A 26,972-nucleotide genomic window follows, 5' to 3' on the forward strand; every position below is an offset into this window, starting at 1 on the left:
TATTCCACCATGCTTCATTGTCATGCTCTGCCCGCCTTCCGACTCCAACGTTGCAAGGAATTAATGATCAGCAGCAGGATGAAAGAAACCAGAAGCAGCAGCAAAGCTACAGCTGTAGCGCCTGCATAATCGAACTGCTCCAGCTTGGCCATGATCAGCAAGGGGGCAATCTCCGTTTTCATCGGCATATTACCTGAGATAAACACAACCGAGCCATATTCGCCAATGCCCCGGGCAAAAGCCAGAGCAAAACCCGTCAGCAGCGGTGGAATCAGATCCGGCAGCAGAATCGTGCGGAATATCCGCCATCTTCCTGCCCCCAGTGTGGCAGCCGCCTCTTCCACCTCAGCCTCCAGCTCCTCCAACACCGGTTGCACCGTGCGAACTACAAACGGAATTCCGATAAACATCAGCGCCAGCGTAATCCCGGCCTGTGAATAGGCGAGCTTGATGCCCAAAGGCTCTACAAACTGACCAATCCAGCCATTGCCGGCATAGATCGCCGTAAGAGCAACCCCTGCTACCGCTGTCGGCAAGGCAAAAGGCAGATCAATGACCGCATCAAACAACCTTTTGCCCGGAAATTCATACCGAACAAGCACCCATGCCAGGAGTAACCCCAGCACGAGATCAATCAGGGCTGCTGCACCTGCGGTCAGGAAGCTGACCTGGAAGGAAGCCAGCACCCTGGGATTGGTCGCAACCTCAATCATGGTTGCCCACGTCAGCCCTGTTGAGTTAAATAACAGCGCAGCCAGTGGAATAAGTACAACCAGGCTCAGGTAGAACACACTGTAACCCATCGTTAATCCGAATCCGGGCAATGTGCGTCTCCGTGCCACCATCACCTTGCTCATGCACGTTCATCCTCTCTGCCTTCAGCCGGTCGGGCTGGTTGGCCGCTCACGGCGCGATTGATCGGGTGTTCATTGAACAGAGCAACCTTAGCTGCCTGGAACATAGATCTGGTCGAAGATACCGCCGTCATTAAAATGTTTGGCCTGAGTATCCCGCCATGTACCGAATACATCTTTCAACGTGAACAGTTCAAGCGACGGGAACTGATCCTTGAATTTTTCCTCCACGCTGTCCAGCGTTGGGCGGTAATAATTTTCAGCGGCAATCGTCTGTCCTTCTTCACTGTACAAATATTTCAGATAGGCATCCGCCACGTCGCGGCTTCCTTTTTTGTCTGCATTTTTGTCCACAATCGCAACCGGTGGTTCAGCCAAGATACTAACCGAAGGCACGACAATATCGAATTTGTCGGGACCCAACTCTTTTACCGATAGGAAAGCTTCATTTTCCCAAGCAAGTAGCACATCACCGATGCCACGTTCAACAAACGTTGTCGTAGAACCGCGAGCACCCGAATCCAGCACAGGCGCATGTTTGAACAATTCTCCAACGAAAGCCTTCGCCTTCTCTTCATCATTGTTATTATGCTTAAGGGCATATCCCCATGCCGCCAGATAGTTCCAGCGCGCCCCACCGGACGTTTTGGGATTTGGTGTGATGACTTGGGTATCCCCTTTGATCAGATCATCCCAGTCCTTGATGCCTTTTGGATTGCCTTTACGTACAAGGAATACAATCGTAGAGGTATACGGAGAGCTGTTATGCTCGTATTTGTCCTGCCAACCTTCGTTAATCAAGCCTTTATCTTCAATCGCATCAATATCGTATCCCAATGCCAGCGTCACCACGTCTGCATCCAGTCCGTCAATAACAGAACGACTCTGTTTGCCCGATCCCCCATGGGACTGCTTGATAGTTACTTCCTGGCCCTTCTCTTTCAACCAATGCGCCGCAAACGCTTTGTTATATTGCTCATAGAGTTCCCGCGTTGGATCGTAGGAAACATTCAGCAGTTCGATGGCCTTGGCCCCTTCCTTGCCGCCTTCCGCTCCCCCCGATGTTCCTGCCGCACTGGACCCGCCGCTATCCGATCCGCATGCTGCCAGTACCCCTGTTAACACCAGTGCCAGACCAACCAAAATACCCTTGTGAACTCTCTTTTTCATGAATAACACTCCCCCCGATATAGATCTGCATGACTACCTCAGGCCGGCTGGACAGGAACGAACGCCCCGTGAAAAACAAGAAGACGGAGGAACCCCCGCGCATATCTCCCCATAAAGTCATGCCGGCCCAGGGCCGTGTATGCTTTCATCCGGAAAGGATGCGCTGCGGTGTTCCTCCGTCTATACGGTGAGAACGTTATTCTGTTCAGGTTGCATGGTTGCATCTGTCTGTAAAATGACCGTTTTCACAATGAAAACAGATTCATTTTTATTATTCCTACCTGTTTAGTAAGTTATATACGTATAATAAAGGCAGTCTATATACCTGTCAAACGTTTTTTCCGATTTTTACCGTATTTCTGGGCTATTGGCAAAAAAAGAGGAACAACGAACCAACGTCCGTTGTTCCCTTCAGCGAATCCCATGCTTCGCTGGCTATTGTAAACATAAACGGAATTGGACGGCAACACCTTGTCCATTCCTCATCTGCCCGCATACCGGATATTGGGTACCGGTGGTGTGCTCATGCCTTCTCCCAGATAAAAGCCGGTGTGTGGCGGTTGATTGTAGGCTACATTTTGCCAAGCGACGCCAAGACGGTACACCGGATCATGCATCAGCGTGTAGATGCGTTTGTCCGTAACTGCTGTTGTGGTATAGATCCGCAGCGCCGAACTGTCATTCGTCCGCCATACCACTTCTTCTCTCCAGTCCCCGAACAGATCGGCCTGCAGATTCGGCGTAGACTTGGTTCCGTTGTTGGAAGAAACGCCGGATGCAGTGAGCAGATTCACCGTTGTGTTATTGGCATAGTTCCACTTGTCGATTCGGTTACTGTCCAGCAGTTCACGGAGCAAATCACCATCCCACCAGATTCCAAAATTCGTGGAGGAAGGTAGGGTTGTCCCGAGTTTCTGCCCTTTGGCTGTGTACAGACTGCCGTCTGCCCATACTTCGGCACCTTTATATCTTGGATCGATATCTGCCGCCATGCCGCGTCCAATATCCTTCGTTGTTTTGACTCCCCAGATTAACTGGCCTGTACCTGCATCCCGGAACTCCACTCCGGCATTAGACGGTGTCTCATGAACCTGAAATACCTCAAGTCCAGGGCGGTCCGGGTCGAGGTCACTCAGGTGCATGGCATCGCCATGATGGAGTCCTGTCGTGTACAATCCTTTGCCGTTGTCATCCACCGCCATGGCACCATAGACGATCTCGTCCTTCCCATCTCCATCCACATCAGCCACACTCAGATTATGATTTCCCTGTCCGGCATAACCCGAATTGCCCGAGGTATTGGAATCAAATGTCCATTGTTTGGTCAGCTGTCCATTCCGCCAGTTATAAGCTACCAGTACGGTACGGGTGTAGTATCCACGCGCCATGACCAGACTTGGGCGCTCCCCATCCAGATAAGCAATGGCGGCAAGGAATCGGTCCACCCGGTTGCCGTAGTTGTCTCCCCAGTCAGACACATTGCCACGCGCCGGTTCGTAGTTCACTGTGGAGAGCGCCTTGCCAGTCTGCCCATTGAAGACCGTCAGGAATTCGGGTCCAGACAACACATAACCGCTGGAATTGCGGTAATCCTTGCTTGCATCCCCGATGACCACGCCAGTGCCATCCTTGGTGCCATCGGCTGTTTTCATCGCAACTTCGGCTTTGCCATCACCGTCGAGATCGTACACCATGAATTGGGTGTAGTGAGCGCCGGCACGGATATTTTTGCCCAGACTAATTCGCCAGAGGCGTGTTCCGTTTAATTTGTAGGCATCGATAAACACTTCCCCGGTATAACCGCTCTGAGAGTTATCCTTGGAGTTGGAAGGGTCCCACTTCACGATCAATTCATACTGACCATCACCGTCCAGGTCACCTGCACTGGCATCGTTGGCACTGTAGGTGTAGGCTACTCCATCAGGCGTTGTCCCACCTGCGGGCACACTAAGCGGTACGGATAGATAGTTGTTGCCCCACACGCTCGCTGCCGCTGAAGCAGCCTGCTCCGTTCCACTCACTACAGGGCGAACCGTGTATTTGGAACTGCTTGTCCCGCTTGCATCCTGAAGGTTAGTGCTGTTCGTTATGGGCGTAGCGTTCACCTTGGTTCCATCCCGATAAACGTTAAACGATACATTCGAACCTTCCGTACCCAAGAGTCGCCAACTGACAAACACACCTGTCCCAGTCTTTACAGCCACCACACCGCGATCCAGATATTCCATCTGCCTTGCACCCGCTGCATGTGTTACCGGCGTATTGCCAAGGCCAAGCGAAGTAACCAGTAACGCGGAACTCAGCAGGGTTACTCCCGCTGTACGTAGTGTGCGCTTCCACAATGATGAACGATTTCCCATAAACAATTGCCTCCCCCATTGTATTGGTAAGCCCGATGCCCTTGTAGCGCCATCTTTTTATGTAAGCGCTTTAATATATTCATTTTAAATTAAACATATAATTCCATCTATAGGTCTAATTTAGTAATTAAATGGTTCGTATATAAAAAAGCCGAAGGATTGCTCCTTCGGTTAGCCGTTGCCCATTCTTCGAATTGCTTCAGTCGACTGGAATCGCAATCAACTGACTCACGGATATGGGACGATTCCCATGTTCTCATAAAAAGACTAAAAAAACTGTAAAACCATGTGTTTCTCCATGATTTCACAGCTTATAGACGACCACTTTTTAGATGTAATATTCCACGTTTACTTCACCGTATTACAACTTTTATACCACAGGCGCAATACATACCGGACGAGGCAGTTCCAGCTTGAACCCGTTATGCGTCAGACGTCCGTCTTCTTCACTGATCTGGAAACCTACGAGGTTATTGCTGTCCTGATTCGCCACAACCAGAATCCCACCTGGAAAAATATTAAAGTTACGCGGTGTCTGCCCAATCGTGGATGTCCACTCTACAGCTTCCAGCTCACCGCTCTCCTGGTCAATATAATAGAGTACGATGCTGTCATCTCCCCGATTGGATGCATACAGGAAACGACCACATGGAGATACACGGATGTCTGCAGCCGTACCCTCTCCTTTATGCCCTTCTGGAAGTGTGGAAATGTGCTGCACCGTAGTGAACTCCCCTCTGCGCTCATCGTACAGGAATGCCGTAACCGTGTTATCCAATTCGTTGATCACATAAGCCCACTTCGAGTTGGGATGGAACACAAGATGCCTTGGCCCTGCGCCCGGTGGCTGATCCATCTCACGATGGGTAACCAGACGTCCCTCTTCCAAGCGATACACAATGATCTGATCCAGACCGAGGTCACATACGACAGCATACTGCCCGGACGGATCGGGTTGAATGGAGTGTGCATGCGGCCCTTCTTGGCGTTCTTCGTTGATTCCACTTCCCGTGTGCTCCACCCATGCACTCATCTCACCAAGCGTCCCCTGCTCGCCTACCGGGAATACATTGACACTGCCACTGCTATAGTTGGATGAGAACACCCACTGACCATCCTTGGAGACAGACACATAACATGGAGAAGCCCCTCTGGTCTGTTTTCGATCCATCAGGTGCAGCTCACTCGTTGCCGCATCTCTCCGATAGACCAACACCTCTCCCTCGTCCGTCTCACTCGCCACATACAGACAGTTTCCATCCGGGGATAGCGCCAGATAAGACGGATTATCCACACCATCCATGTGATTGACGATTCGCATCTCTCCTGAATCCGCATTCAACGCACATAGGAATATTCCGGGTTCATCCGCTGACGCATACGTACCTGTATAGAAAAGCGTTTCCTGTGTTGTGACTGGTTCCATAACTAAATCTCTCCCTTATCTTGTATATTCACTGTTCTGATTCTTCCCACTGGTATGTACTTACCCAATTCATGGGCAACTGCTTCACTTCCTGTAACGTGGCTTTCTAAATCGAGAATACCTCCGGTGAGCGCTCTCATATCTGGCATTGACTCCCTTATCGCCTCTCACCATAATACAAAGTATGAGACTTAACAACAGACCACCCCTACAGCGTAAATCTGACGGATTTCGTATGCAAAAACTCATTGTGCTTCCGGACTCCCTGCTGCAAGAAACCGCAGCTTATCCGGTCACGTCCGGATTATATGTTACCGATATCGGTTACTTTCACGAAGCGGAGCATCATTACCGTGACCGTCCCAATGGTTGTGAATCACACATTCTGATGTACTGTGCCCAAGGCACAGGCTGGTATACAATGGATGGCAGCAAGACATATGATGTCCGCCCGGGAAACCTCGTCATATTGCCTGCACATGTTCCTCATGTGTATGGTGCCAACACAGCTGAACCATGGAGTATCTTCTGGATTCATCTGCGCGGGGAACACGCTTTAACCTACATAGAACCCTTGTTAACCCATTATATTACTACCATGCCACCGGCCAAGGCTCAGAAATGGCTTGAGCTGTTCAATGAATGTTACGGCGCGTTAGAAACGGGTTACTCCATGCAGACGATGACATATGCCTCCCAGATTATCGGTTATATGCTTGGTATGCTCGCTTATGGACCGGAGACAACAGGGACAAATGGTGCGATTGTGAGCAGCAAACGTGCGGCTGAACAATCCGTTCAATATATGCTGGAGCACCTGGAGAACGGAATCACCCTCAAGGAACTGGCGGCACACGCCCGGCTCTCTGTCCCCCATTATTCTCAGTTGTTCAAACAAGCTACCGGGCATTCGCCCATCGATTATTTCCTGCGGCTTAAGATTCAGCATTCCTGCCGTTATCTGGATTTTACGGATTGGACCGTGAAGCAGATCAGTTCCGAGCTTGGATTCAAGGACCCGTACTACTTCTCCCGTCTGTTTAGCAAAATGATGGGCCGTTCCCCCACGGATTATCGAAATAAATCCAAAGGATAGATGCAGTGAACTCACAGTGCTTCACTTATATCTTTCAGAATTGTGTCGTCAATTCAATTGGCAAATTCCAGCAACCTTTTGAACAGAAGGGGCGTCTATAGGGGCAAATAACTTTTATATAAAGGGATCATCCCTGGAAAAGTGAGGCGAACCTATTATGAAAAAAAATATACTTGCTACATTAACTGCGGGAGCTCTGCTCACGCTGTCTCTAAGTGCAGGCCCGATCAACGCTGCGCAGGCCCAATTCACGGATATTCAAGGTATCGCAGGAGCAGACAAAATCGAATCTCTCCATCAGGATGGATTCATCAAAGGCGTGAGTGACAGCTTGTTCAAACCTGAACTGGAGTTAAATACCGCTCAGGGCATTCAACTGATTGCGGACGGCCTGAATCTGAATCTGGACACGATTCGTTTTATCAAAATGCCAGTACCAAGTGACTACTTCTCTGCTGTAAAAGATGGCGTATGGTACAGTGATGCATTTATCCGCGCCCAATATAATGGCATTCAGATGTCACAGGGTATCGATCCGTCCAAAACGCTTACTCGTGAACAATTCACACTGTTCCTGATGCAAGGTATCGAGGCCAAGGGAGGTCTGCCGATGATTAATATCCAACCTGTGGACATTACCGACGAACAGGAACTTACGCCAGAGTATCAAGGTGCCATTCAGCGTTCACTCGTTCTCAAAATCAATGAACTGGATGCCGACGGAAACTTCAATCCCAAACAAACGATTACTCGCGCTGAAGCAGCAGTGATGATGTATAACGCAATCGAGTACATGGAATCGTTCCACGCACCACAAATCCCGGAAACACCTGAGAAGTAATCATTTCATGGTGGAAGCAGTATGCCAAACAGCCGCACCTTCCCTCAGCAGGAAAGTGCGGCTGTTTTTATTGTATCTATGTCACTGATGCAATCATCAGATTTAACTTTCTAACTTAGAAAGAACCTTTAACAACAACCTCAGACAACGGTAAACGTCCTGACGGGCGAGCTGGCTGTGCAGCTTTACCTACAGTGATCAACAACGTTGGCAGAAATCGTGCAGGAATATTGAATGTTTCCATCAGTTTTTGTGGATTATATCCACCGATTGGACATGTATCGTAACCCAGGGAGCGTGCAGCAAGCATAATATTTTGGGAAGCAAAGGATGCATTGCGGATCGCTTCATCGCGTGCGATTTGCGGGCTTTGGTAAGCACCGTTGATCTGTCCAACCAATGCGTCACGAACCTCAGCAGTCAGTGCGCCTGCTTCAACAGCTTGATCGTAGATTACGGTGTTACGGTTTGCTTCCAAATCTCCAAGAACAGCAATCGTAACTGAACTTTCCACGATCTGACTTTGACCATAAGCAACTGGCAGCAATTTCGCTTTGTCTGCTTCGGATTCAATCACGAGGAATCTCCAGTGTTGCAGGTTCCAAGAAGATGGTGCTTCAGCAGCTGCTGTCAAAATCGCATTGAGATCAGCTTCAGGCAATTCAAAACCTTTTTCGTACTTTTTGACAGCATGGCGTTCGCTAATAACGCGAAGTGTTTCATTTTTTTCAATGCCTGACATGTGTTCCACTCCCCAGAATCTAGTTTGTTTATTCTTCTTTACTTTCGCAAGGTGATCTCGAAGTTTACTCTACCAGGGATTTTCCTTCCGAAAATAACATCAGCGCAGACGATTTCTCCTCATCTGTGTTCAGGTTATGCCCGGAATCGCTTGAGAACATCAATGGATCTTTCACCGGAGCATACGCCAATGCCATAACTTGTCCACCATGCCTGACTAAACCAAGGCCATGTCATGAAGAACCAATCGTTGTGGACTCCGTCAGGACTTCTCCTGTGCAGACGATCCATTCAGCGACAAGGTTATCGCTTCCCCATGACTTATGCGCTCTTTCACATCCTCAATGGATATACGATCAAAATAAGCGCTGAGCGCCTCTTCGCCACCATTATAAATGTTCCCCATCACATCCTGCATATTGGAAGATACCACGCACGATGAACCGGACTCCCCTGAGCACCAGCTGGGACCGAGTGAACCACCAGCTACCAGTCTGTACAATTCTCCCAGCTTGATCTCTTCACTTGGACGGCTAAGCAAGTACCCACCATGAGCACCTTCCTTGGTCGTCAGGTAACCATGCTTGCGCAGAACACTAAGTACCTTACGGACTCTGGCCGGGTGTGTACCCACACTCTGGGACAAATCTTCACTATTGGCCATACACTCATTTCTCATCGACAGAAAAACAAGACAATGCACCGCTATGGTAAATTCGCTGTTCATAACTTACTCCCTTCCCGGCTTACAACACCGATGAACTCCAACCCAAGGTAAGTATAACTGTCATTATATGAATAACAGTTATGTTTGTCAACTTTCACCCAGAATGGAGATCAAACGTGATTTTTCCTGTTATACCAATACTTACAGCTCTTCAACACAATTAAGCTAGGATTAACATCCCGTCTTCATTTTAATCCAAAAAGACAAAAAAGTGAGCCTTTCGCTACGCGAAGGGCTCCAATAAGATAGACATATGAAAGGGCTTACGTGTTTATTATAATCGGTAATCTTCAATTTGAAAACGCTTTTTTTGTAAAGTGCATCATTATTTAAATTTTTTTTATTTGAATAAAATGAACAACAGGTATTGCTAAAACTAATGCCATTAGTTATTATACTAATATCATTAGTTTTAAGGAGGGTTTAACGATGCGTATTACCCGAGAATTTGATGTCGTTCAAGTTACGTTTTTTCCAAGACTCTTCCCTGTGAACGTATACCTGGTTGAAGAGGAAGATGGTTTAACCCTGATTGATGCCGGAATACCGCTCAGTCTTAAGGGGATTTTGGCAACTGCCCAGTCCCTTGGGAAGCCCATTACCAAGATCATTCTGACTCACGCTCATAGCGACCATATTGGTGCATTGGATCGTCTCAAAGAGGCACTGCCCCAAGCCGAGGTCTTCATCTCCCGACGGGATGCCCGGCTATTGGCGGGTGATACTTCCCTTCTTCCCGGTGAGCCACAAACTCCGGTACGCGGCGGGGTGCCTAAGCCCAAAGCGGTGCACACCCAGCCAAACCACTTGCTGGATGACGGTGACCAGATTGGGTCTCTGGTCGCCATTGCCTCACCAGGACATACGCCGGGGCATATGTCCTTCATGGATACGCGCAGCCGCGTGCTCATCGCTGGCGACGCGTACCAGCTGCACGGTGGCCTTGCCGTATCCGGCCGCATGCGCCCGCTCTTCCCGTTCCCCGCGCTGGCGACGTGGAACCGCGAAGCGGCTCTGACCAGCGCGAAGCGCCTGGCGGAGCTGGAACCGTCCGTGCTGGCTGTAGGCCACGGACGGATGCTGCGCCAGCCAGCGGCCGCCATGCGCGCGGCAACCGCTGATGCACAGCAGCGGTTCGGTCTTGCCGGGGGTCAACTATGAGCCCCCGGCAAGGGCTGGATCGCGGCGCTCTGCTCAGCGCCGCCACCCAGCTTGCTGACAGCGACGGCTTTCAGGCGCTGACACTGGCCGCACTCGCCCAGCGGCTGGATGTGCGCTCGCCGTCGCTCTATAACCACATCAGCGGACTGCCCGGGCTTCGCCAGGAAATGGCGCTGATGTCTGTACAACAGCTTAGCCGCGCATTAACCACGGCTACGGCTGACCACACAGGCGACGATGCCATCCAGGCCATCGCTGCGGCATACATTGGCTTCGTTCGCGAACACCCCGGGCTGTACGAAGCCTCATTTCATGCCCCGGATCGCGAGGAGCCACAGCTCGCCGCGGCCAGCACAGCTACGCTGGAGTTGCTGCTGCACAGCTTGCAGCCCTACCCGCTAACCGAAGCGGAAGCATTGCACGCCGTTCGTGGTTTGCGCAGCCTCTGCCATGGATTTGCCTCCATTGAGGCTCAAGGTGGCTTCGGCATGGACTTTGATCCGGACGAAAGTCTGCGTCTGACCGTATCCGCCTTCCTGCACGGACTCCGGCATCTTCACCAGGACTAGTATGGCACGCATTGTATCATGAAAAAGGACTGCAGAAGATCTGCAGTCCTTTTTACGTTACCTTTCCACATCATTGCCCTCTGACCAAAATCTAACGAACCGAGGACACGCTAAAACGGTAATTAGAGCGAATAGCAACAACTAACGAACTCCACACGTCCTATTTCGCAGAAAACTGGCAGCGGGACAGGAATAATGAGTATATTCCGTCATTTAACGTGTCTGTGATTCGTTACATTTACCAACGTACCAAATTAGGCCAAATAAGATGTGCTGAGTTCGTTAAAACGCGCTACGTACGGTGCTTCAGATCACGATGTTATAGATACTCGTCCACTCATCATATTGGCGCATAAGTCCAGACACACATTGTGTTATGGAGCTAAATACGGAGCGATCATGCTCCAAATTGCATTGATCATGCGGGTACACGGCTAGATAAGGATCTTACCTTGCTCATAATGCACATAGTAGTACATGTTTTATTACTATTCATGTATAGATCACGCTATAGTTCAGTGCACACATTGGGGCGATTCTAGATACGGAGCTTACCCTGGTCGTGATGCACACTTTTAGTACTTGTTTTAATACGTGTTTTAATAGGAATCATTTAATAGATCACACTACATGTACGCCGCAATGGGATGGTTCTTGTTGAGGATCTAGCTACAACTCCCATTGTTCATGGTGGAAAGGGTCTGAAACGTATTCGAGCTACCCAGTCCCATTGCACAAGGCAAAGTCGATTCTTCCCAATACACATCTCGCTTCAACCACACCTTTGCCACTCACAACGACGCACTTCTCTAATATGTACATCTCCGTTCCTCTCCAAAGGTGGAATGGACTTTCTCTTCCCTCTTTCCATCGAAACGGTTCTCGATAGCCTATCTATGGCCATTGCTGCCGTCCATCCTGCACTTCATTTAAAATATGCTTCATCACGGGCACGTACACCTTCCAGTAGAACATGTCCGGAATATCTTTCTGGTCTGGCGTAAGCTTGGACCGGACAACCTCCCATCCCCGGATTCGGCGCCAGAAGGAATAATGCTTCATCTCTCCGAATGACCCTGCCATGTAATACGATCGATTATAGTCATCGTAGCGGACAAGTGCAGCAAATTCCGTAGGTATTCCTGCATTCCCCAGTTTCTGCTCGCCTGTCTTCGTCAAATCAGTCTTATACCAAGCCAATATGTAATCCTGCTGCTGCGGCAGAATGATATCGAACCAGCCACTGTAATGAATATCCTGGGTTATGCCGCTCCAATCCCTGCCTTCCTGTGTGAATGCAACCTGTATATTCCCTGTCTTTACATCCGGGCCTTTTTCCAGCACTATGACCTGCCCATCTACATCAACTAGCAGAATACCCGCTCCGGAATACGGCCATTTCTTCTTCTCCCGCTGCTCATAATTCGCCCGAACCCACCGGGGGACTTCTTCCATGCTTTGCAGATTAGATACCGATTTCCCTTGCCATCCACTGCTGTTCACTCCCAAGATGGAATACAGCTGCTCCCTGGTCATCTTCGAAGCCGTATTCGCCAATGCACTGTATTCGGCGACAATCGTTACACCTTTATACGCAGCCTCGCGGATCTTTTGCACATCATATATCGTTAATCCTTCATAGATTCCGCCTTGTTTCCCTTCACTCTTCTGTGCAGACAGACTACTGCGATTCGCCGTCAGATAGATCAGATCCGTGTCTGTCACCTCATCAGGCAGCAGTCGCTTCATCCGTGGAAGCCCCTCCTGAAGATCATAGCCGTAATAATCCTCTTCATACGAGTAGTATTCCCCTGTGTGCTGTACAATCTTCTGTTGATTCAAAAGCCAGACCAACCCCTTGTGCCCCTGATAGGACAAGTCCGGTCTGCTCTTGTCAATAATCATGATGTTCAGTGGAACCGGGGCCTGAGATTGCCACATAATCCAGGGGACAACCAGCACCACCGATACCACTGTACAACAAGCCAACGTCCACATTGTGGCTGGCCTGTAACTTTTTTTCATGAAGCGTATTCCTCCTTGCTCTGTTCCAAGGTGTTACCAGGATTACCGTTAGATTACCCCAATCCATTCCTGATCTCCTTCTCCTTCTCCTTTCTCAATCCCACAGCCTGCAAAATGCCAAACATACGGAATATATTGTTCAGCGGTCTGAACCAGAACGTCTCCGAACAAGCATACAATAACAGACGCGTCACCTCTGTGGACGTGTACGCTTTGCGTGAACACCATACTTCGAACATTACCATACCTGCGGACAACATTGAACCATAGAGCGTCAGCAGCAGAGCGAGAATGATGCATAGGTTGATATCCACCAACTGTAGCCCTATGCCTGAGATGAACAGCAAAATCGCTCCCAGTTCCATCACAGGTCCCAGCAATTCGATCAGAATAAAATACGGGATGGATACCATCCCCATCCAGCCATAGGCTGGATTAAAAATCATGCTCCGTTGGGCCCATAGACTGCTCGCAAGCTGCATATACCAGCGGGTACGCTGTGTACGCAGCTGACGCCATGTACCGGGAACTTCTACCCTGCAGATCGGATCGGGAATATATATAATACGACCACGTTCCCGAGTTCGCTTCATATGTTTCTGCAACCGCATCACCAGTTCCATGTGAGCAACCTGGTCATTGCGCTTGTACCCACCAACTTCCATCACCCGGTTCTTTTTGAATACACCGAATACTTGGGCCGTAAATAAAAGCACATTAATATTGTAACGAACAAGTCCCACACCACCAATTAAAAAAGCACGCACGTATTCAATGGTCTGCATTACATACAACGTACTGCCCATAAGTCGTGTGCTATTATCCGTTAAATCTGTATGATCCGTATTTCTGGGGGGTATGAGATCTACTCGTCCACTACAAGCAACGACCTCTTCTCCTGGGAGAGCATCCATAACGGGTTTCATAATCTTCACCAATGCATCCCGTTCCAGAACTGTCCAAGGGCCAACAGAGGCGATATAAGGATATTGCGAGATATTCAGACCTGCATTCAGGGAGTCCATTCGTCCTCCATACTCCTTGTCGATTACAATCAGACGATGATGCAACCTGGACATTGTTCCATCCTCTGATTCATCATTAATGATAATAACTTCATAGCGTGCATATTGAATATCCAGCAGACAGCTAATTCGCTGTACGATCGTATTCTCGCTATTACGCATCGAGACAAGCAGGGATACCGCCGGAGCCACTTCTTCATCCAACATCTCATGATATTGCAGCGGGTCCAAATCTCTCCGGCGGATCAATTACCTGATAAGGTACATCCTTGAAATGATCCTTCAGACGAGTCCAGGATGAATCGGTAAGCAACAGCAGAATCTGCAGATACTGCGAATCGGACCATACATATTGCTCACGCATCAATTCCTTAACAATTCTGAAATAACCGGTTCTGGCACATATGCGCAATATGATGAAGCGTTCAAGCGGCGTACAGGAAATAACCCGCAACATATCCTCTAACCTGGGCAGAAGCTCTATCATATGAAACTGTTCAATATATAACAACGTGTTGACCCGTTCACTCCACTTTCCCGTCTTCAGAACCAATCGGTATGAGCTTCCAAAGACTTGCCAAGATAACAGACGAATTCGCAAAATCTCATGCTCTGCGGGACCTTGAGCGAGCCGTTGCAATAACAATTGCTGCAAAACGATCTGTTGATCTCCACTCATATTCAATAAGTCTACGCCAATTTCTCCCTCGTTCAGGTACCGCTGTAGAAATGAACCTTCTGCAAGTAATTCATGCATCAGTGCCGTCTTAACCTTTTCCCTGCGCCTACTGCTATATTCCATCCATAAGATGTAACTGTAGATAACCAGCAAAAAAGCTAGTACACTTGCACATATGAGGCTGACCACATGTACTAACCAATCTGTATTGCCTACAAGCCACCCTCTATGATGTGAGCCGATAAGCTTGATATACATCCATTGTTGTCCAATCATTGCATGATTTCCCCTTAATCGAATAAACAGCCTTACAACGGGCACAATAATACAAAATTTTCAAATACACCCTGTGAATACATATCGGGTATATGATACACTAAGCTTTCTATCGGCTTTCTGCGTTTGTGATATAATAGGAACTGAAAATCCCGGCAATTCGTATTAGGTTCCGGATCTCCGGATAACATATTATTCCAGAAAGAGGGAGTTCTACGTGGCTCAAATCAGTCCGTACTACCTGCAAATCGGAGCAACCGTGGGCATGCTTGTCATGGCACTGCTTGCCATCTTCATCCGCATGAAAGCCAGTCACAGACCGGTGACCATTCGCAAAATCCTTATTCCTCCGCTCGGCATGAGCACAGGATTTCTCATGTTTGTTGTACCGGAAACTCATGTTCCTCTACTCTGGGCATTCTTTGCGTTTCTGGTGGGCTGGTTCCTCTTCTCCTATCCCCTCATTCGCAGTACACGGTTTGAACGAGTAGGTGAAGAAATTTTTGCCACACGTTCTCGCAGCTTTGCTTTTATCTTGCTTGGATTGCTGGCCGTACGCCTGATCCTGCATGAAGTCATTCAGCGATATGTAAGTATTCCGCAAACAGGCGGATTGTTCTTCCTGCTGGCTTTTGGCATGATTGTACGCTGGCGTGTATATATGTACAAACACTACAAAGAAGTGCTGGTCGCCGAACACTAGTCACCCTACATAGACCACGCACAGATTTACAGATAAAAAAGACACGTTCTGCTGCACCCTCGGTGTGCAGAACGTGTCTTTTCGTTTTCAACCTAATTGTACATGTAAACCATTCAATATCTATTCAGGATCTGCAACCTTAACCAGTTGCTTGCCCAGATTATCTCCCGAGAAGAGACCCATGAATGCTTCCGGCGTCTGTTCGAACCCGTCCACAATGTTTTCTTCATACTGGATATGACCTTCCTTGATCCATTTCGCCAACTTGGCGCGGCCTTCCTTGAAGGATTTCGTATAGTCACCCAGCAGGAAACCTTTCATTAATGCTGTATTTGTTAACAGCAATGTCTGTGGTCGCATCCCGATATCCGGCTTCTCCAGATTATAAGACGAGATCTGACCGCATAACGGAATACGTGCATTCCGATTGATGTGGCGCAAGACTGCATCCGAGATGTCACCACCCACATTGTCAAAGTAGACATCTACACCATCCGGGCAAGCCCGTTCAATGGCCGCTGACATATCCTGCTCCTTCTTGTAGTTCAACACCACGTCGAAGCCCAGCTTATCTTTCAAATAAGCGCATTTCTCATCAGAGCCTGCAATACCAACCACGCGTGCTCCCACAATTTTACCAATCTGACCTGCAATCATGCCTACCGCTCCGGCTGCTCCCGATACAACAACCGTTTCGCCGTCCTTCGGTTTGCCGATATCCTCCATACCAAAATAAGCCGTCAGACCCGTCAGGCCCAGCGCACCCAGGTAAGCCGTGATTGGTGCTTCTTCGGTATCAATTAGCGAAAGATCAGCCGTATTCACTGCGGCATATTGCTGCCAGCCCCACATACCGGATACGAGGTCACCTTTGCGCAGATTCGGTTCCGAAGATTCCACAACCTGTCCAATGGCTCCACCCTTAATCACTTCATTTAACGCGTACGGTGCAGCATAGGATTTTGTATCTTTCATGCGGCCCCGCATGTATGGATCAACCGACAAATATAATGTACGTACCAGGACTTGCCCAGCTTCCGGTTCAGGAAGAGGTGCATCAATGAAGTTGAAATTCTCTCTGGATGGGGCACCTTCGGGACGAGAAGCAAGTACGATCTGTTTATTTAAAGACACCAAAATTACCTCCTTGTTGCCAAGTGGACGCAAGGTTACCCCTTGTCAGCTGAGATCACTTACCACTGGCTCTGTGTTATCACTTCTTAATAGTTTAAACCGAAACAGGCGGTTCACAAACGTGGGCCGCCTTGAAATATGCAAATATCGTCACATTGTAGCTGCTTTTGGCTATTATTGTGCTGTCAAAATCACTGGACCATCCGCCGTAATCGCAATCGTATGTTCATACTGGGCAGACAGACTTCCATCCATAGTACGAGCAGTCCATCCATCTGAATCCAGCTTACTTCGGAACGTACCAATATTCAGCATCGGTTCGATCGTAATAACCATGCCTTCCTTGAGACGCGGACCCCGATGAGGCGGACCATAGTGAGGGACTTGTGGTTCCTCATGCATCTTCTCACCAATGCCGTGTCCGATAAACTCACGCACAACCGATAGGCCTTCACCTTCAGCATACACTTGAATCGCATTGGAGATATCTCCAATCCGGTTGCCCACCACGGCAAGTTCAATGCCTTTGTACAGAGAGTTTTTGGTTACGTCCAGCAGATGTTGTGCTTCCGGTGTCACTTCACCTACGGCATAAGACCAGGCGGAATCGGCCAACCAGCCATTCAGATTAACCACCATGTCGATTGTAACGATATCGCCGTCTTTCAGTGCATATTTTCCCGGAAACCCGTGACAGATCACATCATTAACCGACGCACATGTCGCATATTGGTATCCGTTATATCCCTTTTGTTCCGGCGTAGCGCCATTTTTCTTCATAAAAGCTTCTGCAAACTGGTCAATCTCCTGTGTCGTAATGCCTGGACGAATCATCTTTGCAATTTCTCTATGGCATGCGGCGAGAATTTCTCCGGCTTTTTGCATATATTCAATCTGTTCTTTGGTCTTCAATGTAATCATAATAACTACTCCTGTCCGTTAAAATCTTATCCTGTCCTCTATTGTAACGCTAAACGTTCAAAATAAAAAATTACGTGCAATCAGCAACTTCCTATTATACGCCAAGCGCCTGTCCAATGAATACAATTATCCATGAAAAACTCGAAACCCTTCCATATCCGACCACGTATATGGTTAAAACAGTTGAAGTCGAAAGGGTGAAAGCTCATGTTCAAAAAGATTATCGGCAAACTTATCGATTCCAAATCTTCATCTCACCGCAAACGTTACAGCTCCTCGGACAGGCGCTCATATAAACGTCACAGCAGTTCCTCAGGCAAGCGTTCCTACAAACGCTATTCTTCTTCGGATGTGAAATACCGGGATAGCCGCAGTGGTTCCGGGTATTACAAAAGCAGGAAATACAGCTCCAGCTAAGCTGCTTTCACAACTGCTTTTAAAGAGTAATGATCACGCCAGCTTATTGGATGCTACCATAAATGAATATGTAATAAAGGGGTGCTCGCTAGCCATACAAACGGCTAACAGAACACCCCTTTATTGTTTCTATATCAGTATGTATCAATTTTGCTGATTTTGATGTCTTAATGCTTCAATGTAGCAAATTCGCTTGTCCATGGAGAACGAATAATACACTTTAAATTTATCAACTAATATCCGGTACGTCCCTTGCCAGGATGGTTCCTGAGCTGGCATGGATTCCACTATGACAGCCACTTTCATTTCAATTCTTCGAACTAGTTCAATCTTATAGAGCTTTGTCTCTTCCTGAGTGAAACGAATACTTCCAATTTGAGCGAGAATCTGTCTTGCTGAAGGTGTCCACTGGATCAACATCTATAAATTCCCTTTTTCAATTGCGTCAATTATATCATCTGTAGAGTAGACCCTACCCGAAGAAATATCTTTTTTGGCTTGCATAATTAAAGTTTTGAGCTCCAGATCACTTTCTATCTCTTCCTGAACCACGTTTTCCAGCGGCTTGATTAAATAATGCTTACCTTCAATATCCACAATGGTGTCTTTTTTGCTATGAAACCACGTTTTGAATAATTCGGCATGATCGCCTTCCAGTTTTTTAAGCATAAGATGAATCGCCTCCTTAACGTGTAATTGTTATCCATTATATCATTCAACCCACTGTTTTGATACGTTTTGCATTTATCAGCAAAAAGGAAAAAGACCCCTACAGGTATCATACGAAGAGGTCACGGATAACAAATGCAGGTCCGCCTATAGAGCTTATTTCATTGTAATTTCAGCAACACATTCTCAATTTCTGCCTGTAACTCCGTCGCTCCACCCTCATAACTTGGACGGAGTCCAAGGAGTCGCTCCAGCATCTGGTGCAATTCCGGCGTAAGCTTAAGTTCCTCCTGCCAGCTGGCAGGTTCACGGCCCTTCTCTGGCTCATAAGCCGAATACAGCATAAAGAGAAGAAAGTGGCCGATATCCTGCAGATCATGATCCGGTGTAGCCGGTTCATCTTCAGGCTCAGGCACTTCTCGCATACGTCGCTTCAGCTCCGGCAACAACGGCTCCCCCAAGCGTCTCGCCAGGCCAAAGTCAATCAGATGTACCATCCCTTCACGTAAAATAACATTGGGAATCCGCACATCTCCATGAATATATCCCTGCTCATGCACATGAGCCACCGGAGCCAGCAGTTGACCTGCCAGTTCCAGACATTCGTGCTCCGTATATCGAAGACCTTGCTCAAATATGCAATCTTCCAGCGTCTGTCCACGAATATACTCGGTAACGATATAACTTCGTCTCCCGGATGTGAACACATCCAATAGATCAGGGATCGCCGGATGATGCAGACGTCTCATCACTTCCGCCTCCCGCCCCAACAGGTACGCAGAGAGTCTGCCCTTGCTAGGCTTGGACTCCTTCAACGCCACTTCCCTGCCATTCTGGTCATCTGTACACAGGTATGTCAGCCCATAGCTCCCCATACCCAGCAATTCCTGTATTGTATAACGCTCAGCAATGGTCGTGCCTTCCCGCTGAGGACGATCCGTCCATAGTCCGAGCACTCTTTGAAAGCTTCGTCGCAGCTCCACAGATCCTCCCACGCCAGCTTCCTGATCCACTCAGTCTTTATCTATACTGAGCAGTCCGTTGCCAGTCTTCATGTTGTATGGAGCTTATTATATCAGGCCGATACTGTAAAATCACGATGGATAAATGCCTGTTGCTCAAGCTTCCTTATGCTTCTTGGGCAGGAACCCGAACAACATACGCAGGGATACTCCTTTGGATTTGCGTTTTCTTCCCTGGAAACTGCGCAGATTGGTTACGAGTTCACGATCCCGCTCCTCTTCCAGCTTCTCGTTCATCCATAGACGCTGTTTTTCCATCTGTTCCTGGAGAGCCATATGTGTCTCTGCCAGATGCTGAAAGGTCAGCTCCAGTTCATCGACCCGCTGTTGTAGCAGCTGTACCCGATCATCCTGCTGTTGTTCCACGGCACCATAAGTCACCTCACTTACCAGTTGCCCCAGACCTTCATAAGATCTCAGATTACCCGTTACTTCAGGTTCTTCAGGGAATACGGATGACATGACTGTCGCTGCACATTCCGTCTCTGACAGACCTTCAATTCCCAACACTGGTACATCTACTTCTACTACAGCTACAGGTACTTCTGGAGCCAATACAGTCACCACAGCATCAGCCAGGGGTAGATTATGCTCTCTGAGTTCAGTCATCAGACGTTCAATGCACTCGATGTCGTCGGACTTGAATAATCTGGATTTGTTGGCGGAACGTTCGAACCGGTATCCCTGCTCTTCCAGTGCCGCTGCATATTTACGAAGAGTACTGGCACCTATGCCCAGGCTCTTGGCCGTTTCCGTCGTTGCTCCTGCTTCTTCAATCATCATTAATTCCCTCCCGGAATGAAGTCTTTTGGGAATCAATTTCATAATACCTTTAGTGAGTTATGAAATTGATTCTTGGATAAAAACATTATGGCTTCAGCGTTCCTTTTTTGGAACCGTCATCGGATCGGGGCAACCTGTCTCATGGATCAAGTATGCTTATTTTTTGCTTGTCCGTATGTATTCGTCAGCTTCTCGGCAGATCCCTTTGGCGGTTTTGTTCTGTTTCTGCGGATTCCTAAGAAGTTTTGTCAGGTATATGATCCGCACAAATAACCCCCAATCCGACAACGAGCATGAATGCTGTCATGTCGAATGACACAGGTGCAAACGCCGTCAAATCATATGATTATGAATTAATCATGTCAATTTTGTTAACTCCTTTACTCCAATACGCTCCCGCGATAGCGGATATCATTGCTGCACAGCTTTTCCATGTGTTATCTTATGTAACGTAGAAGTGCATTCCAGCATAAAATAAAGGACTATACTTAACATAGGACGCGTAAGTGACGGATAAATATCAATCTAAATGGGGGCTGAAAGGCAGTGTTAGGCAAATCAGGCAAAGTAGCGGTGATCGGGGCGGGTCTTGTCGGTTCGAGTTGTGCGTATTCCATGATTAATCAATCGATATGCAGGGAAATTATGATGGTGGACCGGACGTATGACCGTGCTGTAGCACAGGCATTGGATTTTTCCCATTGTATGGACTTCACACATAACCGCACCAAGGTATATGCAGGCACGTACGCCGATTGTGGCAATATGGATGTTATTATCTTAACAGCCGGGGCGAATCCCAAGCCAGGACAGACACGGCTGGATATTCTGGAGGAAGCGGAATCGATTGCCAAAGACATCGTGGTCCCGATTATGAACAGTGGATTTAACGGGATTTTTGTCGTCGCTGCCAACCCGGTTGACATAGTAACTTATATGGTATGGAAATTATCCGGCCTCCCGCGCGAACACGTCATCGGTACAGGCACGTCCATTGACTCTTCACGACTCAAAACGCTGCTATCTGAAGTCTTCTCCATCGATCCACGCAGTGTGCATGGTTATGCTCTCGGAGAGCATGGAGAATCCCAGTTCGTGGCCTGGTCCCATGTGACCATCGGTGGCAAACCGATTATGCACATTATGGATCAGCACAAGGAGCGCTTTAAACATCTGGACCTGGAGGATATTGCACGCAAAACAAAGGATGCCGGCTGGGAGATCTTTACCCGTAAAGGTTCTACTCAATTCGGAATCGGGAACGCCCTCGCGCATATCACTCGTTCAATCCTCAATGATGAACACAAGATCATCGCTGTATCAGCTATTCTGGACGGAGAGTACGAGCAACATAACGTCTGCGTCGGTGTTCCTGCAATCATCGGTGGCAATGGTATTCAAGAGATTATCGAATTGAATCTGGATGCAACGGAACGTGAGAAATTCAACAATTCCTGTAAAATCCTATCAGGTAACATCAATCGTCTGACACTGGTATAAGCCATTCGTGTACAACTCCACACTGTATGCTTCGGCTCAACTTCAAAAGCCTGCCAACGCAAACATGCCAATAATACTCCATGCGAGGAGTCTTATTGGCATGTTTGCGTTTATTATTTTTCACAGCCAGATGAATCAATTTCATAATACCTTCAGCTGCTTCAATCAAGGCTAGATATAGATCAAAACGGTTCATTTTGTCTATATTTAGTTACAGAAATCTATTTTAGTGAGTTATGAAATTGATTTGAGTAGTTGTTCAATTCGGTGCAAGTTGAGGTTCGTCCCTTGGTCCCCATTGCTGTAACACCCGCTTCAACTCACTCAGCATAACCGGTTTGCTAATAAAGTCACGCATACCAATCTCCAGACAAGCTTCCTTATCTTCACGTTTGGCATTGGCTGTAACTGCGATGATTGGAGGTATGCGATCCTGTGGAATTAGGCGGTGTAACAGGTCTGTCGCCTTCAGTCCATCCATCACAGGCATATGAATATCCATCAGGACTATATCATAAGCATTCTGAGAGATGGCATCAATCGCCTCCACGCCATTAGTACACACATCTGCCTGGTATCCGAGCTTCTCCAGATATTCTCGCAAAATCTTTCGGTTCACCGGATGATCCTCCGCCACCAGAATACGCATGGCTACCTTGTCACTTTGACGTGTGCGATCATGATGGAACTGACTTGCTGTCCGTTCTGCTGAAGCATCTACACTCGCCGCAGGAACAGCAAACCGGAAGGTTGAGCCTTCCCCTTCTATACTCTCGACACTGATGCTGCCTCCCATGATCTCCACGAGTCGCTTGGAGATCACCAGTCCCAGTCCGGTACCACCATACTTCCGGTTAATCACCGGATGCAGTTGAGAGAAGGACTGAAACAACTGATCCAGCTTGTCAGCCGGGATGCCAATTCCCGTATCTTGCACCGCAAAATCAAGAACGCTGTCTTCAGGCTTTCTGCCCTTGATAATATCCACGGTAACATCAATGCTTCCCTGATCTGTGAACTTGAGCGCATTGCCAACCAAGTTCACCAGAATCTGCCGGATACGTATGGCGTCACCGACCATGAACTCAGGGATGCTTGGATTGAGACGATACCTGATCTCCAGATGTTTTTCATCTGCACGGGGTTTAAACAGTTCGGCAACCTGTTCCAGCATCTTGCGTAATGCAAATGGTTCATAAGCCAGTGCCATTTTCCCGGATTCCAGCTTACTGAAGTCCAAAATATCATTAAGGATGTTCAGCAGAGCATCTCCGCTGTCTTGAATAATCTCGGCATATTCACGCTGTTCTTCCGATAAATCAGTACCGATCAACAATTCTGTCATCCCCACGATCCCGTTCATCGGTGTCCGGATCTCATGGCTAACCATCGACAGAAATTCTGACTTGGCCTGAGCTGCCAGCTCAGCTGTCTCTTTGGCACGTACAATTTCACGTTCGCCAGTCACATCATTGAACACAACCACCGCGCCCTGAATCTGTCCCTGTTCGATAATCGGCGTCACCTGATACTGCACCAGAAAACTGCTGCCATCTTTACGCCAGAATACATCTTCCTTGATTGAACGTCTCTGTCCATCCAACACGGTCATGTGGATCGGGCACTCTTCTTGTGGCAAATGACTTCCGTCTGCACGGGTGTGATGGATAATGGGATGTGAGTCTTTGCCAATGAATTCTTTCGCCTCATAACCGAACATCGAAGCTGCTGCAGGATTCATAAACATGGTGATTCCATCCGCATCCAAACCATATATTCCTTCCGTAACCGTGTTGAGGATCAGCTCATGTTGCTTGCTGAGCTCCTGAATCCGTTCCGTATATTCCTTGCGCTCGGTAATATCGGACACGATCCCATAGACGCCTACCATTTCCTTATCCACAATAATGGGCACATTCGTAACAGATACTTCAATCTTCCGACCACTTGAATTGACGATTCGGGTCTCATAATATTGCGGTTCGCCTTGCTTCACCATTTCAAAGTAATGTTTGCCGTATTGCACTTCGCATTTATCCAGATTGGATAAAAAAGATTGGCCAATAAGCTTATTGCGCGGAATATCCAACATTTGCACCAGTTTGCTGTTCACTGCGCTGTATTTACCTTCCAGATTCAATGAATACACAGCTGCCGGGTTATGTTCGAACAACGATCTGTATCGCTGACGGCTTTCCCGAAGACGTCTTTCCGCATCCTTATGCTGGGTAATATCCCTGCTGATGCTTACAATCTGGACACTCTTGCCACGCTCTCCAGCCACAGGTTTCGCCAATGTCTCCATCCAGATATAGTGTCCCTTCTTGTGCAACACACGCATCTTGCAGCCATTGCCGATCTTAGAAAGATCCATAGGGTCCTGATAATCTCCCGGATAACAATAATCCTTGAAGGACTTTCCTATGACTTCCTCCGGCTTATAACCCAGCAAGGTGTACACGGAAGGGGAAACGTATAACAACTCGCCATCCGTAGCACAAGTTGTAATCAGATCTTGTGCATGGTCAGCCAGCACCTGATATTTCTCCTGTGCCTCCTTAAGCTCACGTTGCACTTCCAGGATATCGGTAACATCTTTGGCAATGCCGTAGATGCCAACAACTTCTTCATCCTCTGTTATGGGCACATACGTTATCTCGGCGTGTTTCAGGGAACCATCTTTATGATAAAAAGTTATGGAATTACTGACTGAACGTCCAGCCAGTACCTCTTTAATATATTCTTTGCGTGAATCTTCACTGTCCGGAGGACAGAGTTGAGTCCGATTCAAACGAATCAAGCCATCCAGTGTATACCCTGACATCCGCTCAACCGAGGGATTAGCATCAATATAGTTTCCATGGATGTCCATCACATAAATGGCATCCGGATGGTTAAAAAACAGTGATTGGTAAGAACTTCCCTCAGAAATAATGCGCTTCAGGGTTTCCGTTTTATTAATATCCAAGGCTTACCCCTCTTTTCTCAGCCAATATCTTCATCTAACAGCAGGGATTAATTATCCCTTACAGAAATGGGCCTACCCTCGAATAACCATGTAAGCCTGCCTAGAAACAGCTTTTTTTATTTTACCAGAATCTCTTCTCATGTTACTTACAATCTATGATTCAATTCACATGTTGTGTGATGTAATACTTGGAATTTTGATTTTACGTAGGAGACGTCTTCAAAGGCAGACAAGTTATACAAGGATCAATGTAAGCCTCTAACAAGCTTGAAGTTGAAGCCAGCTGATTCTGGCGAATGGGTAAACGATTTTCTAAAGAACTCAGGACATCTTATTTGACGTCCATGTGCCCTTTTGAAATTTTAAAGAACATCAAACACGTTAATCCCCATAATCTCCTGACAAAAACGCTGCAAACAGTTGTTTAATTGGATATAACATGTCTCAGGTCTAAGCTTGACCCACAATACTTTCCAGAAAAATGGAATATAGCTAAAAGTGTTCAAACCGAAATGAAGACGGTATGATGAGAGGAAACGAAACTAAGGGTAGGCGATTAGGCATGTCCACAACACGATTAACTTCCTCTTTACTCCAACCAAATTTTCAATTCTTTCGAAATATGCGCATCCGATGTGGAAGAACGTTAAATCGGTTCATCCGAACGATGCAGACGTTGTTTAGTCATCCAGAGGCATCCATTGCTGAAGCCAGTAAGAATGCAGCGGAAGCGAAAGCCATCTACCGTTTATTACAGAATCCGCAGTTGACCGAGGAAAACGTGCTGGAATCGTATCGGACAGAGACGCTACGTCAGATGAAACAAACGGAAGAGTCCGTGTTTTTGTGCGTCCAGGATACCACTGAAATTAAATACGGTAATCGAGAAAAAACGCCAGGACTTGGCGCCTACAATCGCAAGCAAACCAAAGGCTTGCTTGCGCATTCCGCATTGGTGCTTACCCCGTCCGGCCTCCCGCTTGGCCTCTTACATCAAAAAATTTGGGCACGGGATCTGGCGCTCAAAGCGGAACGGAAGGTCAGCCGCCCTTACGAACAGAAGGAAAGCTACAAGTGGACTGAGGCCGCAAAAGCCAGTGTGCTCGGCCTCCCAGCAGATATGAAGCTCATTCACATAGGGGACCGGGAAGCCGATTTCTTTGAATTTTTATACCACTTGCATGTTGATGAACAGTCCTATGTCGTAAGATCCATGCAAAATCGGATCACCGAAGCAGAAGGACTTTTCATGCAGGACGAAGTGCGTAAACAGCCTTCCTCCGGGCAGATTACCGTTTCCCTCCCGCGAGATACGCGAAGTAGTGAAGCCGCTCGGGATACGACGCTGGAGATTCGTTTTCTGACGGATACGGTACATGTACCGGCACACCTGAAACAAAAAGGGGCTGCGTATTCGCCTCTTCCCTGCACCCTGATTCATGCGTTGGAAACCACACCGCTGGAAGGCGAAACACCGATTGAATGGTTTCTGCTCACGAATCTTACCGTGGCTACGGTAGACGATGCTCGTGAAAAAGTGGCATGGTACGTCCAACGTTGGAAAATTGAGCGGTTCCATTACATTTTAAAAAGTGGTTGCGAGATCGAAAAATTACAGGAGCGTGACGGTGAACGATTGCGTAAACTCATCCTGTTCTATTCCATAATCGCTGTACAACTCCAACAGATGACCTATCTCGTTCGGCAAAAGCCTGACGCTCCATGTACTTCGTTCATGGGTGACGAGGAATGGAAGGTTCTTTACCGTGTGGCCAACAAAACGAAAACACTCCCGTCCAAACCACCTACCCTGCGAGAAAGTGTGATCGCACTCGCCAAACTCGGTGGCTTTTTTGGGACGCAAAAGTGATGGCGATCCAGGAGCGAAGGTTCTTTGGAGGGGCC

The 26,972-nt window shown here is 47.8% G+C and carries 25 protein-coding genes; 8 read left to right on the plus strand and 17 right to left on the minus strand.

The features are described from left to right. Positions 1–20: 20 nt before the first annotated feature. The 4 genes from cysT to D829_RS0121160 form a co-directional block, all read right to left on the minus strand. The gene (cysT, locus tag D829_RS0121145) at positions 21–857 is read right to left on the minus strand and encodes a sulfate ABC transporter permease subunit CysT (protein WP_017690928.1); all 837 of its coding nucleotides are present in this window, start codon (positions 855–857) and stop codon (positions 21–23) included. A gap of 87 nt (positions 858–944) precedes the next feature. Further along, positions 945–2,024, minus strand: a complete 1,080-nt coding sequence (locus tag D829_RS0121150) for a sulfate ABC transporter substrate-binding protein (RefSeq protein WP_017690929.1) — start codon at positions 2,022–2,024, stop codon at positions 945–947. A gap of 482 nt (positions 2,025–2,506) precedes the next feature. After that, the gene (locus tag D829_RS0121155) at positions 2,507–4,384 is read right to left on the minus strand and encodes a rhamnogalacturonan lyase (RefSeq protein WP_017690930.1); all 1,878 of its coding nucleotides are present in this window, start codon (positions 4,382–4,384) and stop codon (positions 2,507–2,509) included. Positions 4,385–4,754: 370 nt separating this feature from the next. Beyond that, the gene (locus D829_RS0121160) at positions 4,755–5,810 is read right to left on the minus strand and encodes a lactonase family protein (RefSeq protein ID WP_017690931.1); all 1,056 of its coding nucleotides are present in this window, start codon (positions 5,808–5,810) and stop codon (positions 4,755–4,757) included. Positions 5,811–6,045: 235 nt separating this feature from the next. Here D829_RS0121160 and D829_RS0121170 point away from each other — a divergent pair, with 235 nt between their 5' ends. Together D829_RS0121170 and D829_RS0121175 are read left to right on the plus strand one after the other, a co-directional pair. After that, the gene (locus D829_RS0121170) at positions 6,046–6,906 is read left to right on the plus strand and encodes an AraC family transcriptional regulator (RefSeq protein ID WP_017690933.1); all 861 of its coding nucleotides are present in this window, start codon (positions 6,046–6,048) and stop codon (positions 6,904–6,906) included. 157 nt (positions 6,907–7,063) lie between these two features. Beyond that, entirely contained in the window at positions 7,064–7,747 is a 684-nt protein-coding gene (locus tag D829_RS0121175; protein ID WP_017690934.1) for an S-layer homology domain-containing protein, read from the plus strand. 115 nt (positions 7,748–7,862) lie between these two features. Here D829_RS0121175 and D829_RS0121180 read toward each other — a convergent pair whose 3' ends face one another. From D829_RS0121180 to D829_RS31660, 3 genes are all read right to left on the minus strand, one after another. Further along, entirely contained in the window at positions 7,863–8,489 is a 627-nt protein-coding gene (locus tag D829_RS0121180) for a nitroreductase family protein (protein ID WP_017690935.1), read from the minus strand. 64 nt (positions 8,490–8,553) lie between these two features. Further along, positions 8,554–8,685: a hypothetical protein gene (locus tag D829_RS34295; protein ID WP_017690936.1), complete on the minus strand. Its 132-nt coding sequence runs from the start codon at positions 8,683–8,685 to the stop codon at positions 8,554–8,556. A gap of 65 nt (positions 8,686–8,750) precedes the next feature. Then, the gene (locus tag D829_RS31660; RefSeq protein ID WP_051154041.1) at positions 8,751–9,215 is read right to left on the minus strand and encodes an Rrf2 family transcriptional regulator; all 465 of its coding nucleotides are present in this window, start codon (positions 9,213–9,215) and stop codon (positions 8,751–8,753) included. A gap of 429 nt (positions 9,216–9,644) precedes the next feature. Between D829_RS31660 and D829_RS0121195 the strand changes: the two genes are divergently transcribed. Next, positions 9,645–10,376, plus strand: a complete 732-nt coding sequence (locus D829_RS0121195) for an MBL fold metallo-hydrolase (protein WP_017690938.1) — start codon at positions 9,645–9,647, stop codon at positions 10,374–10,376. Next, positions 10,373–10,945: a TetR-like C-terminal domain-containing protein gene (locus D829_RS0121200; protein ID WP_017690939.1), complete on the plus strand. Its 573-nt coding sequence runs from the start codon at positions 10,373–10,375 to the stop codon at positions 10,943–10,945. Before D829_RS0121195 ends, D829_RS0121200 begins: the two co-directional genes overlap by 4 nt. An 894-nt stretch (positions 10,946–11,839) precedes the next feature. Here the strand turns inward: D829_RS0121200 and D829_RS0121205 are convergent. Genes D829_RS0121205 through D829_RS0121215 form a run of 3 tightly spaced genes read right to left on the minus strand, consistent with a single transcriptional unit; the run spans position 11,840 to position 14,950 of the window. Beyond that, a complete protein-coding gene (locus D829_RS0121205; RefSeq protein WP_017690940.1) occupies positions 11,840–12,970 on the minus strand; it encodes a hypothetical protein in 1,131 nt (376 codons plus the stop codon). Between the two features lie 53 nt (positions 12,971–13,023). Continuing rightward, the gene (locus D829_RS31665) at positions 13,024–14,226 is read right to left on the minus strand and encodes a glycosyltransferase (protein ID WP_017690941.1); all 1,203 of its coding nucleotides are present in this window, start codon (positions 14,224–14,226) and stop codon (positions 13,024–13,026) included. After that, a complete protein-coding gene (locus D829_RS0121215; protein WP_017690942.1) occupies positions 14,204–14,950 on the minus strand; it encodes a hypothetical protein in 747 nt (248 codons plus the stop codon). Before D829_RS0121215 ends, D829_RS31665 begins: the two co-directional genes overlap by 23 nt. Before the next feature lie 217 nt (positions 14,951–15,167). On the opposite strand from D829_RS0121215, the gene D829_RS0121220 reads away from it, so the two are divergent. After that, positions 15,168–15,653, plus strand: coding sequence for a cytochrome c biogenesis protein CcdC (locus D829_RS0121220; protein WP_017690943.1), 486 nt, complete (start codon positions 15,168–15,170; stop codon positions 15,651–15,653). A gap of 120 nt (positions 15,654–15,773) precedes the next feature. On the opposite strand, the gene D829_RS0121225 is transcribed toward D829_RS0121220, so the two are convergent. Next, positions 15,774–16,787, minus strand: a complete 1,014-nt coding sequence (locus D829_RS0121225) for an NADP-dependent oxidoreductase (protein WP_017690944.1) — start codon at positions 16,785–16,787, stop codon at positions 15,774–15,776. A gap of 174 nt (positions 16,788–16,961) precedes the next feature. Continuing rightward, positions 16,962–17,708 (minus strand): type I methionyl aminopeptidase, encoded by a 747-nt coding sequence (gene map / locus D829_RS0121230; protein WP_017690945.1) that lies wholly within the window; start codon positions 17,706–17,708, stop codon positions 16,962–16,964. Positions 17,709–17,915: 207 nt separating this feature from the next. On the opposite strand from map, the gene D829_RS0121235 reads away from it, so the two are divergent. Further along, complete coding sequence (locus D829_RS0121235; RefSeq protein WP_017690946.1) at positions 17,916–18,125, plus strand: hypothetical protein; 210 nt, start codon at positions 17,916–17,918, stop codon at positions 18,123–18,125. A 144-nt stretch (positions 18,126–18,269) separates the two neighbouring features. On the opposite strand, the gene D829_RS0121240 is transcribed toward D829_RS0121235, so the two are convergent. The 4 genes from D829_RS0121240 to D829_RS0121255 all read right to left on the minus strand — a co-directional run bounded on the left by D829_RS0121240 (position 18,270) and on the right by D829_RS0121255 (position 20,599). Continuing rightward, the gene (locus D829_RS0121240; protein WP_017690947.1) at positions 18,270–18,545 is read right to left on the minus strand and encodes a hypothetical protein; all 276 of its coding nucleotides are present in this window, start codon (positions 18,543–18,545) and stop codon (positions 18,270–18,272) included. Further along, a complete protein-coding gene (locus D829_RS0121245; protein WP_017690948.1) occupies positions 18,546–18,794 on the minus strand; it encodes a hypothetical protein in 249 nt (82 codons plus the stop codon). A 161-nt stretch (positions 18,795–18,955) separates the two neighbouring features. Next, positions 18,956–19,777 carry a protein kinase gene (locus D829_RS0121250; protein ID WP_193748495.1) on the minus strand — a complete coding sequence of 274 codons (822 nt, stop codon included), beginning with the start codon at positions 19,775–19,777 and terminating at the stop codon, positions 18,956–18,958. A 135-nt stretch (positions 19,778–19,912) separates the two neighbouring features. Further along, positions 19,913–20,599, minus strand: a complete 687-nt coding sequence (locus D829_RS0121255) for a hypothetical protein (RefSeq protein WP_017690950.1) — start codon at positions 20,597–20,599, stop codon at positions 19,913–19,915. Between the two features lie 546 nt (positions 20,600–21,145). On the opposite strand from D829_RS0121255, the gene D829_RS0121260 reads away from it, so the two are divergent. Beyond that, positions 21,146–22,099, plus strand: a complete 954-nt coding sequence (locus tag D829_RS0121260) for an L-lactate dehydrogenase (RefSeq protein WP_017690951.1) — start codon at positions 21,146–21,148, stop codon at positions 22,097–22,099. A 259-nt stretch (positions 22,100–22,358) separates the two neighbouring features. Here D829_RS0121260 and D829_RS0121265 read toward each other — a convergent pair whose 3' ends face one another. Continuing rightward, positions 22,359–25,067 carry a PAS domain S-box protein gene (locus tag D829_RS0121265; protein WP_017690952.1) on the minus strand — a complete coding sequence of 903 codons (2,709 nt, stop codon included), beginning with the start codon at positions 25,065–25,067 and terminating at the stop codon, positions 22,359–22,361. A gap of 622 nt (positions 25,068–25,689) precedes the next feature. Between D829_RS0121265 and D829_RS0121270 the strand changes: the two genes are divergently transcribed. Next, positions 25,690–26,937, plus strand: a complete 1,248-nt coding sequence (locus D829_RS0121270; RefSeq protein WP_081594918.1) for an IS4 family transposase — start codon at positions 25,690–25,692, stop codon at positions 26,935–26,937. Positions 26,938–26,972: the final 35 nt, after the last annotated feature.

The organism is Paenibacillus sp. PAMC 26794 (assembly GCF_000316035.1).
Taxonomy (GTDB): domain Bacteria; phylum Bacillota; class Bacilli; order Paenibacillales; family Paenibacillaceae; genus Paenibacillus.

What these genes read in the sequence shown, in the direction of transcription:
- cysT (WP_017690928.1), bottom strand. Translation starts at nt 857, where the DNA reads ATGAGCAAGGTGATGGTGGCACGGAGACGCACATTGCCCGGATTCGGA.
- D829_RS0121150 (WP_017690929.1), bottom strand. Translation starts at nt 2,024, where the DNA reads ATGAAAAAGAGAGTTCACAAGGGTATTTTGGTTGGTCTGGCACTGGTG.
- D829_RS0121155 (WP_017690930.1), bottom strand. Translation starts at nt 4,384, where the DNA reads ATGGGAAATCGTTCATCATTGTGGAAGCGCACACTACGTACAGCGGGA.
- D829_RS0121160 (WP_017690931.1), bottom strand. Translation starts at nt 5,810, where the DNA reads ATGGAACCAGTCACAACACAGGAAACGCTTTTCTATACAGGTACGTAT.
- D829_RS0121170 (WP_017690933.1), top strand. Translation starts at nt 6,046, where the DNA reads ATGCAAAAACTCATTGTGCTTCCGGACTCCCTGCTGCAAGAAACCGCA.
- D829_RS0121175 (WP_017690934.1), top strand. Translation starts at nt 7,064, where the DNA reads ATGAAAAAAAATATACTTGCTACATTAACTGCGGGAGCTCTGCTCACG.
- D829_RS0121180 (WP_017690935.1), bottom strand. Translation starts at nt 8,489, where the DNA reads ATGTCAGGCATTGAAAAAAATGAAACACTTCGCGTTATTAGCGAACGC.
- D829_RS34295 (WP_017690936.1), bottom strand. Translation starts at nt 8,685, where the DNA reads ATGGCATTGGCGTATGCTCCGGTGAAAGATCCATTGATGTTCTCAAGC.
- D829_RS31660 (WP_051154041.1), bottom strand. Translation starts at nt 9,215, where the DNA reads ATGAACAGCGAATTTACCATAGCGGTGCATTGTCTTGTTTTTCTGTCG.
- D829_RS0121195 (WP_017690938.1), top strand. Translation starts at nt 9,645, where the DNA reads ATGCGTATTACCCGAGAATTTGATGTCGTTCAAGTTACGTTTTTTCCA.
- D829_RS0121200 (WP_017690939.1), top strand. Translation starts at nt 10,373, where the DNA reads ATGAGCCCCCGGCAAGGGCTGGATCGCGGCGCTCTGCTCAGCGCCGCC.
- D829_RS0121205 (WP_017690940.1), bottom strand. Translation starts at nt 12,970, where the DNA reads ATGAAAAAAAGTTACAGGCCAGCCACAATGTGGACGTTGGCTTGTTGT.
- D829_RS0121215 (WP_017690942.1), bottom strand. Translation starts at nt 14,950, where the DNA reads ATGATTGGACAACAATGGATGTATATCAAGCTTATCGGCTCACATCAT.
- map (WP_017690945.1), bottom strand. Translation starts at nt 17,708, where the DNA reads ATGATTACATTGAAGACCAAAGAACAGATTGAATATATGCAAAAAGCC.
- D829_RS0121235 (WP_017690946.1), top strand. Translation starts at nt 17,916, where the DNA reads ATGTTCAAAAAGATTATCGGCAAACTTATCGATTCCAAATCTTCATCT.
- D829_RS0121240 (WP_017690947.1), bottom strand. Translation starts at nt 18,545, where the DNA reads ATGTTGATCCAGTGGACACCTTCAGCAAGACAGATTCTCGCTCAAATT.
- D829_RS0121245 (WP_017690948.1), bottom strand. Translation starts at nt 18,794, where the DNA reads ATGCTTAAAAAACTGGAAGGCGATCATGCCGAATTATTCAAAACGTGG.
- D829_RS0121255 (WP_017690950.1), bottom strand. Translation starts at nt 20,599, where the DNA reads ATGATGATTGAAGAAGCAGGAGCAACGACGGAAACGGCCAAGAGCCTG.
- D829_RS0121270 (WP_081594918.1), top strand. Translation starts at nt 25,690, where the DNA reads ATGCGCATCCGATGTGGAAGAACGTTAAATCGGTTCATCCGAACGATG.